Here is a 15,742-nt window from a genome sequence, read left to right on the forward strand (position 1 = left end):
GCGCTCTCATCAGCTCAATATCGACAAGGGCTGCTCGTACTGGCAACCCTGAACCCTCGCAAGTAACCAAACTCAACGCACTGAGCTTATTCAGGGCGCGCACGGGTATTTGCCAACAGGCTGCGCAAATTGGCAGCTTTGGGTTTCACCAGCCAGAATCGGCCGATGTAGTCGTCGAAATCTTCAAGGATATGCTCAGCCCAGACACTGCCGGTTTCCGAGATATGCTCCCGAATCACACTGCGCAGGTGGTTGCGATAAGCCTCCATTTCTTCGCGGGAAATACGCTGAATTTCCACCAGTTCGTGGTTGTATTTGTCTACAAACGTGTTATCCACATCCAGTACATAGGCGAACCCTCCGGTCATACCGGCACCAAAGTTTGACCCGGTAGAACCCAGCACAGTCACCAACCCGCCGGTCATATACTCACAACAGTGATCACCAACACCTTCAACGACCGAGTGGGCGCCAGAGTTGCGGACGGCGAAGCGCTCGCCGGCCGTGCCTGCCGCAAACAACTTGCCACCGGTGGCCCCATACAGGCAGGTGTTGCCAATAATCGCGGTTTCCTGGGTATTAAAGGCACTGCCACGGGGCGGCTTGACTACCAGCTTGCCGCCGGTCATGCCCTTGCCGACATAGTCATTGGCATCGCCTTCGAGAATCAGGTTCAACCCGCCTACGTTCCAGACACCAAAACTCTGGCCGGCGGTACCCACAAGATCCAGCGTGATCGGAGCATCGGCCATACCCTGGTTTCCGTGCTTCGCAGCAATCTCGCCGGAAAGACGGGCACCGATTGAACGATCACAGTTGGTCACCCGGTAGTTCCATGCGCCTCCGGTTTTGCCTTCGATAGCAGGCGCGATTGCCGTGAGCATTTCTTCCGCCAGCAAACCCTGATCGAACGGCAGATTGCGCTCAACCTGGCAAGTCTGAGGCTTGTCAGCCGGAATATGATCGTTGGACAACAGCCGCGTCAGATCCAGTTTTTTCTGGCGCTCCGTGTCACCCGGCAGACGCACGAGAAGATCGACACGCCCAACGAGCTCTTCCAGGCTGCGAACTCCCAGCTTGGCCATCCATTCACGGGTTTCTTCAGCCACAAAACGGAAGAAGTTCATGGCCATTTCCACCGTACCTTTGAAGTGTTCTTCACGGAGGTGCTCATTCTGGGTTGCGACGCCGGTTGCGCAGTTGTTCAGGTGGCAGATCCGCAGGTACTTGCAGCCCAGCGCCACCATGGGCGTGGTACCAAAACCAAAACTCTCGGCCCCTAGAATGGCCGCTTTCACCACATCCAAACCGGTTTTGATGCCGCCATCCGTTTGCAGGCGGATTTTTCCACGTAAATCATTGGCACGCAGCGCCTGCTGAGTCTCGGTCAATCCAAGCTCCCAGGGCGAGCCTGCGTAGCGAATGGATGTCAGCGGGCTTGCAGCCGTACCGCCATCGTAACCAGAGACCGTAATAAGGTCGGCATAAGCCTTTGCCACACCCGCTGCAATCGTGCCGACACCGGGCTCAGAGACCAGCTTTACCGAGACCAGGGCTTGCGGGTTGACCTGCTTGAGATCAAAGATCAGCTGCGCCAGGTCTTCAATCGAATAGATATCATGGTGTGGCGGCGGCGAAATCAGGGTTACCCCCGGCACCGAGTAGCGCAAGCGCGCGATCAGCTCATTCACCTTGCCTCCAGGCAACTGACCACCCTCACCCGGCTTGGCGCCTTGGGCAACCTTGATCTGCATGACATCGGCACTGCGCAGGTATTCTGCGGTGACACCAAAGCGACCAGAAGCTACTTGCTTGATTTTGGATCGCTTTTCGGTGCCGTAGCGCGCTGGATCCTCGCCACCCTCACCGGAATTGGAGCGGCCACCAAGCGTATTCATTGCAACCGCCAGCGCCTCATGGGCCTCCGGCGAAAGAGCGCCCAAGGACATGGCCGCGGAGTCAAATCGACTAAAGATCTGTTCGACTGGTTCAACCTCAGAAATCCCAACAGCCTCAATACCCTCGCGGAAGCCGAGCAAATCCCTCAGCGTGGCCACCGGGCGCTCATTTACCAGCGCGGCGTATTCTTTGTAATAACCGTAATCACCTGTGGTAACCGCCTCCTGCAGCTTACCCACCACATCGGGATTAAAAGCATGGTATTCCTGACCATGGATATATTTCAGCAAGCCGCCCGGGGAAATCTGCTTGCGTGGCTTCCAAGCGATGGACGCAAGTTGCTCCTGATCTTCCTGGAAATCAAAAAAACCGGCACCCTGAATGCGACATGGCACACCCTTGAAGCACAGATTGGCAACGTCATCTGCAAGGCCAATGGCCTCAAAGAGCTGGGCTCCACGATAGGAGGTAATCGTAGAGATACCCATCTTCGACAGGATTTTCAGCAGCCCCTTGTTGATACCCTTGCGGTAGTTGTTCTTCGCATCAATAGGATCAATCAGCAATTCGCCGGTGCGGATCAGATCGTTCAGCACCTGATAGGCCAGATACGGATAGACCGCAGTGGCGCCAAAGCCAAACAGCACAGCAAAGTGATGAGGATCCCTGGCCCAGCCGGTCTCCACGATGATGTTGGAATCACAGCGCAAACCGTTTGCCACCAGATGATGGTGAACCGCCCCGGTTGCCATCAGCGAGCTTACAGGGAGTTCGCCCTGCTTAAGGTCCTTGTCTGAGAGAACCAGCAACACTTTGCCACTGCGAACAGCCTGCTCGGCCTCATCACAAACTTGACGAATGGCCTGCTCAAGCCCCTGCTCCGGAACATAACCCAGGGAAATCCGGGCCACCTTAAAACCCGGGCGGTCATTATTGGCAATGCGCAGGAATTTGGCCGGTGACAGAACCGGTGTTGTGAGAATGATCCTGTTGGCGTGCTCTGCGGTTTCCTCAAAGACGTTACGCTCTGCCCCCAGGCAGGTTTCCAGCGACATCACGATCGCTTCCCGCAGTGGGTCAATCGCCGGATTGGTTACCTGAGCAAACTTCTGACGGAAATAGTCCGCGACATGACGCACCTTGCTGGACAGCACGGCCATAGGTGTGTCGTCCCCCATGGAGCCAACTGCTTCCTGGGCATTTTCCGCAAGAGGACGCAGAATCTGATCGCGCTCCTCGTAGGACACCATAAACATCTTCTGGTGCACCAGCAGTTCATCCGCATCCATCAGCCGGAAATCGGGCATATCCTGGTTCAGCGTTGTTTCCACTCGCAGCGCATTTTCACGCAGCCAGCGCTTGTAGGGTTTTGCAGTTTTAAGCCGCTGATCGATATCCCGGGTGTGCAGCACCTCGCCGGATTCGGTATCAATAGCCAGCATCTGCCCCGGCCCGACACGGCCCTTTGCGACCACGTCCGCTGGCTGATAACCGTAGGTGCCGATCTCCGACGCCAGAGTAATGAAATCATCCTTGGTAACCACCCAGCGCGCCGGTCTCAGACCGTTGCGATCCAGCATGCAGACTGCGTAACGACCATCCGACATAACCAGGCCGGCGGGGCCGTCCCAAGGCTCCATATGCATGGAATTGAATTCGTAGAACGCCCGGAGCTCAGAATCCATGGTGTCGACATTCTGCCAGGCCGGCGGAATCATCATCCGCGCCGCGCGGAACAGATCCACACCACCTGCCAGCAGGATTTCCAGCATGTTATCCATGCTCGAGGAGTCGGAGCCTGCCAGGTTAACCAGAGGCTGCAGGGTTTGCAGATCGGGCAGATCCGGGGAACTGAACTTGGCAGCCCGGGCAATGGCCCAGTTACGGTTGCCGTCGATGGTGTTTATTTCGCCGTTATGTGCCAGGTAGCGGAACGGCTGGGCCAATGGCCAACGGGGCATGGTGTTAGTGGAGAAACGCTGGTGGAACACGCAAATGGCAGTGGCGAAATCGGGATCGCCCAGATCGCTGTAAAAATTCGCCAGATCCGCCGGCATCATAAGGCCTTTGTAGGCGAGTGTGCGGTGGGAGAGACTGCAGACATAGAACTCAGGGTCATCCGCCATATCACGTTCAGCATGGCGACGCCCAATGAACAGGCTAATGGCAAATTCCTGTTCCGACTTGGCTGCTGGCGTTACAAACACCTGCTCTATCCGTGGCATGCAGTCCAGAGCCATTGGCCCCAGGCAGCCGTCATCAACCGGCACTTCACGCCAGCCCATGATTTCCAACCCTTGGTCGACCAGGCGCTTTTCAAGAGCGGCACGACCGCTGGCGGCTTTGCCCGAATCCGGGTTGAGAAAAACCTGACCTACCGCAAACAGCTTACCGGGCTCTTTGCCAAACGCCGTTTTTGCTACTTTTTTCAGGAAAGCGTCAGGGCTTTGAATAAGCAGACCGCAACCGTCACCGGTTTTTCCATCTGCCGCAATACCACCCCGGTGAGTCATGCACGTGAGCGACTCGATGGCCGTCTGTAACAACTTATGGCTGGCATCGCCTTTCATGTGGGCGATCAGTCCAAACCCGCAGTTATCTTTGAATTCGTCGGGATGATACAAACCTGACTTCATAAGTGCTCTCTTGCAAGTAAATGCTTTTAATCAGCGGCTTGCGCACCAAAATAGCGCAAAACCCAACCGACATTAAAAAAATGGGGTGATCATTCTACACACGTACAAATACGTACTCAAACAGATTTGGCACTTTTCCCGGGGGATAACTCCCGAGACTCAGGACTTTTAGGGATACGAAACAAGGGGTTACAAGAGACTATTTCGCATTTGGATATCCGTCACAAACCTTCGGTTGTGCGCACCCAAGGAGAGCGAGAAACCAGTGAGTCAGGAAGCCGGGATGCCGCTTTTTGGGCTTCGTCCTTTGACGAATAGGTTCCATAGAACACCATAAACCAAGGCTCGTTCTTACGCTCTCCCAACGTATAGACCATCTCATCCAGAGATGGGTAGCGGGAAATAACGTTGAGCGCTGTCTGCTCCAGGTTTCCGGCTACCAGCTGAATCGTCCAGCCTTTACTTCGGCTGCGCAACTGCCCGATATCTACATACTTGCTCGCATTTGCCGGCGCAAAGTCAGGCTCAGGCTCAGAAACAGGCTCAGAAACAGGCTCAGAAACAGGCTCAGAAACAGGCTCAGAAACAGGCTCAGAAACAGGCTCAGAAACAGGCTCAGAAACAGGCTCAGAAACAGGATCCGCTGAGGGCGAAGGTTCTGTCAATGGCGGGGGCAATTCGTCTGGCACTTCATCTTCCGGCACATCTTCTTCTGGTATATGGGGGCCGATGGTAATACTTTTGCGGACTCGATCAGGTTCAGGAAGGGTCTGCTGCTCCATAGCCACGGTCTCATCGTACTGCTGGGAGACAAACCACCAGGACCCACTCAAAAGCAAGAGTGCCAGTGCGGGCAGGCGGAGCTGCTTAAAACTGACACCTCGCAAGCGCTTCGGCTTCGAAGCATCAGAAACGATGTCCAGCCAGATACCGGGCGTCACTCTCTTCAGCCGGGAAAAGCTGCCTTGGCTGAGGTCGTGTATTCTCGCCAGTCGAGCGGGGCTCAGGAGCTCGTTCACCTTGCCGCCCGCCTTGTGGACGCGCGGCTCAAGATAGGAGAACACCTCTTCCCTGGTAAGCGGGCGCAAATGAATCTGATGAATAGATACCGATGACTCCTCAAGCCCCAGAAGCGCGACGAGACGGTCTTCACCGGCAAATACCGGAACCGCTGCCTTGGCACGATCAGCAGCCAGAAAGCCGTCAAGGATCAGCCTGAGAAGCTCAGGAGATGCACGATCAGCATCATCGATGAGCAACACCATTCGCTGCCCCTTAGCCACCCGACCTTCAGACCACCGGAAAAAGCGATACACGGCTTCACACGAATTATCATCCGGGCTGGCGCCCGAACGGGCAACCTGCTTAAGATCTCTTGCAAGTGCATTTGAGCTTGTCATCGCGGCGGCAGACAGGCGATGAAACCCCAGCCTTGATGACTCGCTGCGCACCAACTCAGCCAACAGGCGGCTCCTGCCCGAACCCAGTGCGCCGGTGAGCAGCAGCGCCATATCGCCAAACCCACAAAGATGGCGAAGTGCTTCCAGTGCATGATGGCGCATACCATCCGGGAAGAACGGCGTCTCCATTTCCAGAGGGTTGTCTCTCAGACCGTACCGCTGCTGCAATCTGGGGAACAACCCTCCACCATCCAGGCTGTTGAAGCTGTCGTCAGTCACAAAGGATCCCTGCGGTTCAATTTACAACCTCTTCTCAGCATTACTGTCGACAGAATGCCTTCAGCGTTGCCGCGAGGTTTTCCGGAGATGCGTCAGACGTAACTACCGCATCCCCAACAGAACGAAGTAATACCAGCCTTAACCGTCCATCGACATTTTTCTTGTCAACGGCCATAAGGTTCATGAAATCGGCAGGCGTCATATTCGTCGGAGGCCAAGCAGGCAGGCTGGCCCTGCTAACAATCCGCACGATGCGATCATAATCATCCTGGCTGATTGACCCTTCCCGTGCAGACAGATCGGCAGCCATTATCATACCAGTTCCGACTGCCTCACCATGCAGCCAGTTACCATAACCGGCAAACGTCTCCATGGCATGGCCAAATGTGTGACCAAGGTTCAGCGTGGCTCTGAGCCCATTCTCGCGTTCATCCTGGGCAACAACATCCGCCTTGCAGGCGCATGAACGGAATATGGCTTCCGCCAGAGCCTGATTATCACGGGCTACCAGCGGGTCAATCGCCTGTTCCAACCAATCTAGAAAAGCCGCATCCCGGATCAGGCCATACTTGATGACTTCTGCAAGCCCGGCAGAAACTTCTCTCGGCGGCAGGGACTGAAGTGTATCTGTATCGATCAGGACGGCTTCGGGCTGGTGGAAAGCACCGATCATGTTTTTCCCAAGCGGATGGTTGATACCTGTTTTTCCCCCCACAGAGGAGTCGACCTGGGATAAAAGAGTAGTCGGTATCTGAATAAACGGCACGCCGCGTTGATAAGACGCAGCAGCAAACCCTGTCATGTCACCAACAACACCTCCACCCAGAGCCACGAGCGTCGTTTTACGAGTGTGCCGCTTTTCCAGCAGAGCATCAAAAATCAAATTCAGCGTTTGCCAGTCTTTGTGCTTTTCTCCATCCGGCAGCACAACGGTATCCACGCTCTTGCCGGGGAAACAGTCTCTGGCCTGCTCCAGGTACAAAGGACCAACCACATCGTTGGTGACAATCATCACCTGAGAACCACCAACGTAACCGGAAAGATCATACTCACCCAGCATGCCTTCGCCGATCATGATGGGGTAACTTCGGTCTCCCAGATCAACCGGAAGTTCGTGGAGCAGGTTATACATGGTTGCGGCCTTCCTTTCGCACCTGTCTTTGTTGTCGCGGTGTCTTGGGGTTTATGCGATTAACGAGCTGGCGCACTACAAGGCGGGGGCTCTTGCGATCTGTATGCATAATAATATCGGCTAGTTCGGTGTATAGTGGATCCCTGACTGCAAACAGCCGGCGTAAAACGCCTTCGGGGTCATCGTTCTGCAGCAATGGCCGATTGCGATCCTTGCACGTGCGTTCCACCTGTTGTTCTATCGATGTTCTCAGGTAGATCACCAACGCATCTTTTTTCAGCAGCGGGTGATTTTCGGTACACATAACCGCACCTCCACCGGTCGCCAGAACTGTTTCAGGCTCAACAGACAACTCCCCTAGCATGGCTGTTTCACGCTGCCTGAACCCGCTCTCGCCTTCAACATCGAATATCCAGGGAATATTTGCCCCACAGCGCTCCTCAATGATTCGGTCAGAATCAAGGAATCGATACCCCAACTCCCGGGCAAGCATCCGGCCAATTGTACTTTTACCGGCGCCCATGGGGCCAACCAGGACTACGCGTTTGGGCAAAGACATAACTTCCGCTCAATAGTGTTCAGGCGGGTGAGAATATCACAGGGCTGCAGATTGCATAAGCTTGAGCTTGAGCTTGAGCCCTGCCTGATCTGCAGGCACAAAAAAGCCGCCGGTTTAACGCGGCGGCTTTTTTATCCGATCGAGTTACTGAATCAGGTCGTTCTTGATGATCTTGGGTGTGATGAAGATCAAAAGCTCACTGCGCTCGTTGATCCGCTCAGTGCGTTTGAACAAGCGCCCAAGATAGGGAATATCTCCTAAAACAGGGGTTTTGATAACGGTAGTGGCAACTTCAGACTGGAAGATACCACCCAACACAACCGTCTCACCATTGCCTACGAGTACCTGAGTTGTAACCGAGTTGGTATTGATCGACGGAATACCCTCTGTAATCTCACCACGTGAATCCTGATTGACCACCAAGTCCATAATGATCTTGTCATCTGGCGTAATCTGTGGGGTCACCTCAAGAGACAGCACGGCTTCTTTAAATGACACAGAGGTCGCACCGCTTGAAGACGCTTCCTGATAAGGAATCTCTTCACCTGACTTGATGGAAGCTGTCTGGCGGTCTGCAGTAACCACGCGAGGCTGCGAAACCACCTCGGCCTGGCCATCACTTTCGTAAGCAGACAACTCCATATCAATCAGGAAATCAGTGCCAATATAACCGAAGGCCACTGAACCAGCTGGTGATCGAGTGGTGCTGAGATCTACGTTCAGGTCGGAAGGAAAACCAAGCACACTGGTCCCGGCAATACCGGCCAAGCCACCCTGAGACCCGCCAACCGCAACGTTATTTGATCCGCCGTTAGCGTCACTACGGCCAGCCGCACCCCAGCGCACGCCAAGCTCTTCAGCGACATTGTTCTGGGCGCGGACTATACGTGCCTCAATCGAAACCTGACGAACCGGTACGTCCCAGGTAGAGACGAGACGACGAATTTCTTCAAGCTTATCAGTTGACTCACGGACGCTGATGGTATTGGTTCGTACATCAGAGGAAACGAAGCCACGATCAGTAATCAGCTCCTCGTCCGCCTTGATCAAGGCAACAATATCCCCTGCTTTGGCATAATTAACCTGAATGATATCCAATCGAACCGGTGCGAGCTCAGCAATCTGCTTGGTGGTTTCGAGCTCAAGCTTCTCACGGGCGGCAATTTCATCGGCCGGCGCAACAAGCAGCACGTTACCGATCTGGCGCTTGTCCAGACCTTTGGTTTTCAGAATAAGATCCAGCGCCTGATCCCAAGGCACGTTCTGCAGACGCAGAGTGATGCTGCCGCCAACCGTGTCGCTCGCCACCAGGTTCAAGCCGGTGAAATCAGCAATAAGCTGCAGCACCGAGCGAACTTCAATGTCCTGGAAGTTCAGGGAGAGCTTCTCACCGCTATACGGGAACTTCTCTTCGCGACGGGATTCAGCCTCTTCTTCAGTAAGCTTTTCTACGCTGACCGTGAACTGGCTGCCGGACTGATAGGCAATATAGTCATAATTGCCTTCCGGGCGTATCTCGACCACCGCATTGCCATCTTCAACGAAGGTATCGATACGGCTGACTGGTGTTGCGAAGTCGGTTACATCCAGACGGCGGCGCAGGTCTGCGGGTACAGCGATTCCATCCATGGTCAGGCGAATTTTGCCGCCGAGCTCAGACAGATCCACTTGGGTACCAGGACTACCGAGGTCGACAATAACACGACCTTCGCCATCCTTGCCGCGACGGAAATCAACGCCTGCAAGCGTGTCTGGGGATACTGCGCGCTTCGCGGAAGCAGAGTTTGCCGATGTGTCGGCCGTTACCGAACTTCCGCTGGACTCCCCGCCAATGGTCATCACCAGAGAGTTGCTATTACGAACCGTATCGTACGGCGCCAGCTCGACCAGGTTGAAGATCAGGCGAGTACGGTCCTTGGTTTCTACTACGGTCATGCTCTGGGCATTACCAGACCCCAGAGCAATGCTACGGCTGTCAAGGCCGCTGGTAGTGTCGCGCAGGTCCACCGCGATACGCGCCGGGCGCTCAATGGTGTAGCCCGATGGTTCAGGTGGCTGACCATCAAATTTGAGCGTCACTTCCAGGCGTTCTCCCGGTAGCGACGAAAACGACACGTCTTCCAACGTGACCGCACTGGCCAGGCTGGATAACAACCCAAAAGTAATCACGCCGACGTATACATTGAGTTTTCTGAACATCGCTAGCCTCGACCCCGAACTTTTTTGTATATGCATTTTTCTTTCGATTCTCATCCAGCCGCTCCTTAGCCTGCGTCTTCTTCGTCGAGGGTCAGAGAGCGAGGACGCTCTACCCAACCACCCCGGCCATTGGGAACAATTTCGATAAGTTCAATCCGGGTTTCACTTACGCCAATAATACGGCCGTAGCTCTTCCCCATGAAGTTCCCGGTACGAACGCGGTGAATACCACCCGCATTATCCCGAATCAGTGCAAAGAGGCCACCCGAAGCGCCCTGAAGCGTACCCACCATCCCGAGATCCTTGAGGTCAAAATTCTCAAGCACTTCGTTTGGCCGATCCAGATCCGGCTCAACATCGCTGACCGGCTTTTCATCAACCATGGTCAGCTGAACATCCATTGGCGGCTCAAATGGTGAACGCCGATCCGCCGCAGAATAGCTGAAAGCCTCGTAAGCGCTGAATTCCGGCAATGGCTCAACATGACCTCGAGGTTTGGCTCGAGTGTCTGCCATGAACTTATCCAGATCGGAAAAACCGCTGCCCTGGGAACAAGCCGTCAGGAGTGATACCAGACAGACACCCAGCCAGGCTTTTCCCGCATGATTTGCTGCCATGCTCATTCTCCAGCCCGGTAGCGGTATGTACGGGCAACAACCTGCATATCAAGCTGCTCACCGTCTCCGCCAGTTGGTTTAATGGTCAAATCGTGCAGAGTTACAATCCGCGGAAGGCTTGCAACGCTGCTAACAAAAGACGCCAGCTCGTGATAAGAGCCTGAAACACGGATATTGATCGGCAATTCGGAGTAAAAATCGCGCTTCTGCTCGGCCTGGAGTTTTACTTCCTGAAGCGCCAGACCGCTACCCAAAGCCGTATTGGTAATATCCTCCAGAAGCCCCGGCACTTCCGTCTCGCTTGGAAGCTGCCTCACAAGCGCGCCAAAGGTTTCTTCCATTTCGACCATCTGCGCCTTGAAGACCTCCAGGTTAGCCACCCGGTAAGCTTTCTCTTCGTAATTTTTGCGCAAATCCTGTTCGGTTTTCTCTACCCGGTCGAGCTGCACGTATTGATCCTTGATAAAGAACCAATAACCGCCGCCCATGATCAGGCCAAAAACAATCAGGACAACAATGGCCTTGATAGGGGCCGGCCAGATACCGGCATTGTTTATATCAAGATCATTTACATCAAATTCATTGAGGCTTTTCAGAGAGTCCGCGAGGCTCATTACTTATCCTCCCCTTCGGGCTCAGGTGTTTTTTGTTGAACAGTCATAGTGAACTGACTATACCCCGCTCGCCGGCTGTCTGCCGATGATACATTGGAGAGGTTCGGACTGGTGAACCAATCGGACTCTTCAAATTGACGCATGAGCGTTGAGACACGGCTGTTCGATTCCGACATACCTACGATACTCAACTGGTCTCCCGCCCTTTTCAGGTCTGTATAGAACAGCCCATCGGGCAAAGTGCGAACCAGCTCGTCAAAGGCCCGGACGATCACAGGGCGCTTGCCCTGAAGATCCTGGATAACCTTCATACGGGCCAGCAGCTCATCACGCTTGCGCTTCAGGCTTTCGATTTCACGGATCTGTTCGTCCAGCTTTTTGGCAGCAGATTCAATATAGGCATTACGGGATTGCTGATACGCAATGCTGCTATCGAGGTCTGTCTTCCAGAGAAATGTAAGGCCACCCGCGATAATGGCGGCACCCACAACCATCACAATGAACTGTTTCTGCTTCTCTGCCCGGAGCTCTTCACGCCAGGGCCTGAGGTTAATTCTTGTCATCAGTCGAAGCTCCTCATTGCCAGTCCGCAGGCAATCATCAGCGAGGGAGCATCGTTGCTGAGGGCGGACGCGTTAACCCGCGAACCCACCGCCATTTCTGCAAAAGGATTCGCGACCAGTGTCGGCGTTCCTGTTTTCTCTTCCACCATTTCTGTCAGCCCCTGAATCGAAGCAGTACCGCCGGCGAGCACCACGTAGTCCACCGCATTGTACTGACTGGCTCCGAAAAAGAATTGAAGCGCGCGCGCAACCTGCTGAACAACAGCTTCCCGGAACGGTGTAAGCACTTCGGACTCATAATCATCGGGCAGGCCACCTTGCTTCTTGGCAAGCCCCGCCTCTTCGACAGACAGGCCGTAGCGGCGCTGGATCTCTTCGGTAAGCTGCTTACCACCGAAGATCTGCTCCCGAGTGTAAACCGTCCTGCCTTCTGCCAGAACGCTCAACGTGGTCATGGTGGCACCAACATCAACGATTGCCACCACAAGGTCTTCACCCTGGGAGTCCAGCTGGGACTCAATCAGCGCGTAGGCACGCTCAAGGGCATAAGCTTCAACATCTACGATTTTCGCATTAAGTGATGCGATTTCGAGAGCATCTTCACGGATATCCACGTTCTCTTTACGGCAGGCTGCGAGGAGCACATCCACCTTATCCGGATTGCTTTCCGAGGGGCCCTGCACCTCAAAATCGATCGCAACTTCGTCAAGCGGGTATGGAATGTACTGATCTGCCTCAAGGACAATCTGGTCTTCCATTTCAAACTCGTTGAGGCCTCCATCCATCTGGATGACCTTAGTAATAACCGCAGAACCCGATACTGCGACCGCAACCTGTTTGATGCTGGTACGAGACTTGGAAGCCACTCGTTTAAGGACTTCACCAACAGCTTCTACATCTGTGATGCTTTTTTCGACGACAGCGTTGGCCGGCAAAGGCTCAACAGCATAACTTTCGACCTTGTAACGGTCGCCCTGCTTCGACAGCTCAAGGAGCTTGACGGAGCTTGAGCTCACATCTAGGCCCAATACTGCACTGGATTTCTTTCCGAACAATCCGAACACGCGCTCACCCTATACCTGGCTAAATGCACCCGGTTACATGTGTTATGTGTTTTTTATTTAAGAGAATTTCTTCATTATTCCGTTTACACTGTTCCCTCTTCTTTAGCTGAGAACAATTGCAACGGTGAAGCGACTCATCCTTCCTAAAGCAATTTCTCAAATGATAGACCTATATCCAACAGTTGTCAGAAAAAAATGTCTCATTTGTTGCGTACATCTCGTCTTTTTGCCTGGTTATTTCTCACCGGACTCAGTGTCGCCGTTATCGTCGGCTCAGGCTTCTATCTTTACCTTCGTCCCGGCCTCCCCCCTGTCGAACAGCTTCTGGATATAAAACTCCAAACGCCATTGCGGGTGTATAGCAAAGACAACAGATTAATAGCAGAATTCGGTGAAAAGAGAAGGGCACCGATCACAATCGAACAGATTCCAACAATTCAGTTACAAGCCTTTATGGCGGCCGAAGACTCTCGTTTTTACGAGCACTTCGGGGTCGACATCAAAGGCCTGGCGCGGGCTGCAATCGAACTGGTCTCTACCGGCTCGATCCAATCCGGCGGCAGTACCATCACAATGCAGGTTGCAAAAAATTACTTTTTGTCACGTGATCGGACGTTTATTCGCAAGTTCAACGAGATACTTCTGGCAGTTCAGATAGAGCGTGAACTGGACAAAAACCGAATTCTTGAGCTGTACCTGAACAAGATTTACCTGGGGAACCGGGCCTATGGCATCGCCGCCGCTGCGCGCGTTTATTACAACAAGCAGGTCAACGAACTCTCGCTTGCACAAATGGCCATGCTGGCAGGCCTGCCCAAGGCCCCTTCAGCCTACAATCCGCTAGCCAATCCCAAGCGCGCAATGCAGCGTAGAGACTGGATTTTGGGCCGAATGAAAGAGCTCGGCTTTATCAGCCCGGATGCTTACGAGCTCGCCATCCAGGCCCCGCTTACCGCAACCTATAACGCCACCGAAGCCGAAGTAGATGCCGACTACGTCGCTGAAATGGCCCGCGCCGAGATGGTCAGACGCTTTGGGGAAGATGCCTACACCGATGGTTACACCGTCACACTGACCGTAGACAGCAAAGACCAGCAACAGGCCACGGACGCGCTCAGAAGCGGCCTTGAAGCCTATGATCGCAGGCATGGATTTCGGGGCGCCATCGGCCAGCTCGACGCTGACACGCTGGCCAGCGGGAACCTTTCCAGCGTTATGCTGAACTATCCGAGAATCGAATCCCTGATGCCCGCAGTTGTAACGGCGGTCAGCGATGACAAAAACGAGGCTCGTGTTCACTTACGCAGATTCGGTCCTGCCGTGATGCCATTCGAATCCATGCAATGGGCCACACGCTACAAGACAGAAAACCTGACCGGCCCGAAGCCGGAAAAGCCCTCAGACGTTGTAACCGCGGGTGACGTTGTTTACGTTCGCGTCGACGAGTTACCACAAGCGCCCGCGGCTGAAGCAGAGTCTGAGGCGGACGGGGCCGGGGATGATCCAGCATCCGGAATTGACCAGCCAGCCAGGGTCTCGCTCATGCAGGTGCCCAGAGCTGAAGGGGCACTGATCTCCCTTGAGGCAAAAACAGGTGCCATTGAGGCTCTCGCCGGCGGCTACAGCTTCGGGCAAAGCAAATACAATCGCGCCATGCAAGCTAGACGGCAACCGGGCTCCACCTTCAAACCGTTCCTGTATCTGGCGGCTCTGGAAAGCGGCATCACACCCGCAACCATCTACAACGACGCACCAATTGTGTTTGACGACTCGGAACTCGAGACCGCATGGCGCCCGCAGAACTCCTCCGGACAGTTCTCTGGCCCTACTACGCTTCGCGAAGCGTTATACAGCTCACGAAACCTGGTCTCCATCCGGCTGCTCAGGGATGTCGGCATCCCCCAGACATTGGACTATCTCAAGCAGCTCAAGGTTCCCGTTGAGAACATGCCCAAAGATCTTTCCCTCTCTCTGGGCAGCGGCCAACTCTCCCCCATGGAGTTAGCCCGAGGGCTCGCCGTCATCGCCAACGGAGGCTACGATGTCGAACCTTTCCTGATTCAGAGCATTACAGATGTTAACGGCGAAACAATATACCAGGCCCCGGAAGTCGTCCTTTGTGATACCAACTGCGACACGGCTGAAAGTGCCCCGACAAACCCCGCCGGCGAAACCGAGATCTCTCCGGCTATCACAGCAAAAGCTGCACCGGAAACGCGAGTCATGCGGCGGCTCGCAGACGAGCGCTCTGTTTATATCCTGCACTCCATGCTTCAGGACGTGATCAAACTCGGAACCGGGCGTCGTGCTCTGGCGCTTGGACGCGATGACATTGCAGGCAAAACAGGTACTACCAACGAACAGCGGGATACCTGGTTCGCCGGCTTCAACCACAACCTTGCCACCACCGTATGGGTAGGCTTTGATCAACCAGCCCCTCTGGGCCGCAGAGAGTTCGGCGCAAGCACTGCCCTGCCTATCTGGATGGACTATATGAAGGTAGCGCTCGACGGAATGCCCCCGACCTTTATGCCCCGGCCAAATGGTATCGTTAACATCCGCATCAACGCCGAAACCGGTGAGCGTGCAAGGCCCGGCGAGGAGGGTGTTTTCGAGATATTCAAGGAAGAAGATGCGCCAGCGCCGCTGGCCGCAGATGATATGGGCCCGGGTGGCACACGCGGAAAAGGGGACGACCTCTCGCGCCAGATTTTCTAGCCGCAAGCGCCAGGCTCCGGCCACGCGCGCAACGCCAAAACCAACAAGCACTCACAAAAAAA

Annotated in this window: 10 protein-coding genes; 1 reads left to right on the forward strand and 9 read right to left on the reverse strand. The window is 54.5% G+C overall.

Annotated features, from left to right (window positions below):
- Positions 1-86 precede the first annotated feature (86 nt).
- From gltB to BUA49_RS16680, 9 genes are all read right to left on the reverse strand, one after another.
- Positions 87-4,535 (reverse strand): glutamate synthase large subunit, encoded by a 4,449-nt coding sequence (gene gltB / locus BUA49_RS16640; RefSeq protein WP_072799632.1) that lies wholly within the window; start codon positions 4,533-4,535, stop codon positions 87-89.
- Positions 4,536-4,756: 221 nt separating this feature from the next.
- Positions 4,757-6,214 (reverse strand): SPOR domain-containing protein, encoded by a 1,458-nt coding sequence (locus BUA49_RS16645; RefSeq protein ID WP_072799633.1) that lies wholly within the window; start codon positions 6,212-6,214, stop codon positions 4,757-4,759.
- A gap of 40 nt (positions 6,215-6,254) precedes the next feature.
- Entirely contained in the window at positions 6,255-7,346 is a 1,092-nt protein-coding gene (gene aroB / locus BUA49_RS16650) for a 3-dehydroquinate synthase (RefSeq protein WP_072799635.1), read from the reverse strand.
- Positions 7,339-7,905 carry a shikimate kinase AroK gene (gene aroK / locus BUA49_RS16655; RefSeq protein WP_072799637.1) on the reverse strand — a complete coding sequence of 189 codons (567 nt, stop codon included), beginning with the start codon at positions 7,903-7,905 and terminating at the stop codon, positions 7,339-7,341. Before aroK ends, aroB begins: the two co-directional genes overlap by 8 nt.
- Positions 7,906-8,049: 144 nt before the next feature.
- Positions 8,050-10,104 carry a type IV pilus secretin PilQ family protein gene (pilQ, locus tag BUA49_RS16660; protein ID WP_084063616.1) on the reverse strand — a complete coding sequence of 685 codons (2,055 nt, stop codon included), beginning with the start codon at positions 10,102-10,104 and terminating at the stop codon, positions 8,050-8,052.
- Between the two features lie 65 nt (positions 10,105-10,169).
- Positions 10,170-10,721 carry a pilus assembly protein PilP gene (locus BUA49_RS16665; RefSeq protein ID WP_072799638.1) on the reverse strand — a complete coding sequence of 184 codons (552 nt, stop codon included), beginning with the start codon at positions 10,719-10,721 and terminating at the stop codon, positions 10,170-10,172.
- A 2-nt stretch (positions 10,722-10,723) separates the two neighbouring features.
- Positions 10,724-11,335 (reverse strand): type IV pilus inner membrane component PilO, encoded by a 612-nt coding sequence (locus tag BUA49_RS16670; RefSeq protein WP_072799640.1) that lies wholly within the window; start codon positions 11,333-11,335, stop codon positions 10,724-10,726.
- A complete protein-coding gene (locus tag BUA49_RS16675) occupies positions 11,335-11,898 on the reverse strand; it encodes a PilN domain-containing protein (protein WP_072799642.1) in 564 nt (187 codons plus the stop codon). The genes BUA49_RS16670 and BUA49_RS16675 overlap by 1 nt, the downstream gene beginning before the upstream one ends.
- Positions 11,898-12,962: a pilus assembly protein PilM gene (locus BUA49_RS16680; RefSeq protein WP_072799644.1), complete on the reverse strand. Its 1,065-nt coding sequence runs from the start codon at positions 12,960-12,962 to the stop codon at positions 11,898-11,900. The genes BUA49_RS16675 and BUA49_RS16680 overlap by 1 nt, the downstream gene beginning before the upstream one ends.
- 195 nt (positions 12,963-13,157) lie before the next feature.
- On the opposite strand from BUA49_RS16680, the gene BUA49_RS16685 reads away from it, so the two are divergent.
- Entirely contained in the window at positions 13,158-15,680 is a 2,523-nt protein-coding gene (locus BUA49_RS16685) for a penicillin-binding protein 1A (RefSeq protein ID WP_072799646.1), read from the forward strand.
- Positions 15,681-15,742 lie beyond the last annotated feature (62 nt).

Origin of the sequence: Marinobacter antarcticus, from assembly GCF_900142385.1 — a bacterium.
GTDB classification, from domain to species: Bacteria; Pseudomonadota; Gammaproteobacteria; order Pseudomonadales; family Oleiphilaceae; genus Marinobacter; species Marinobacter antarcticus.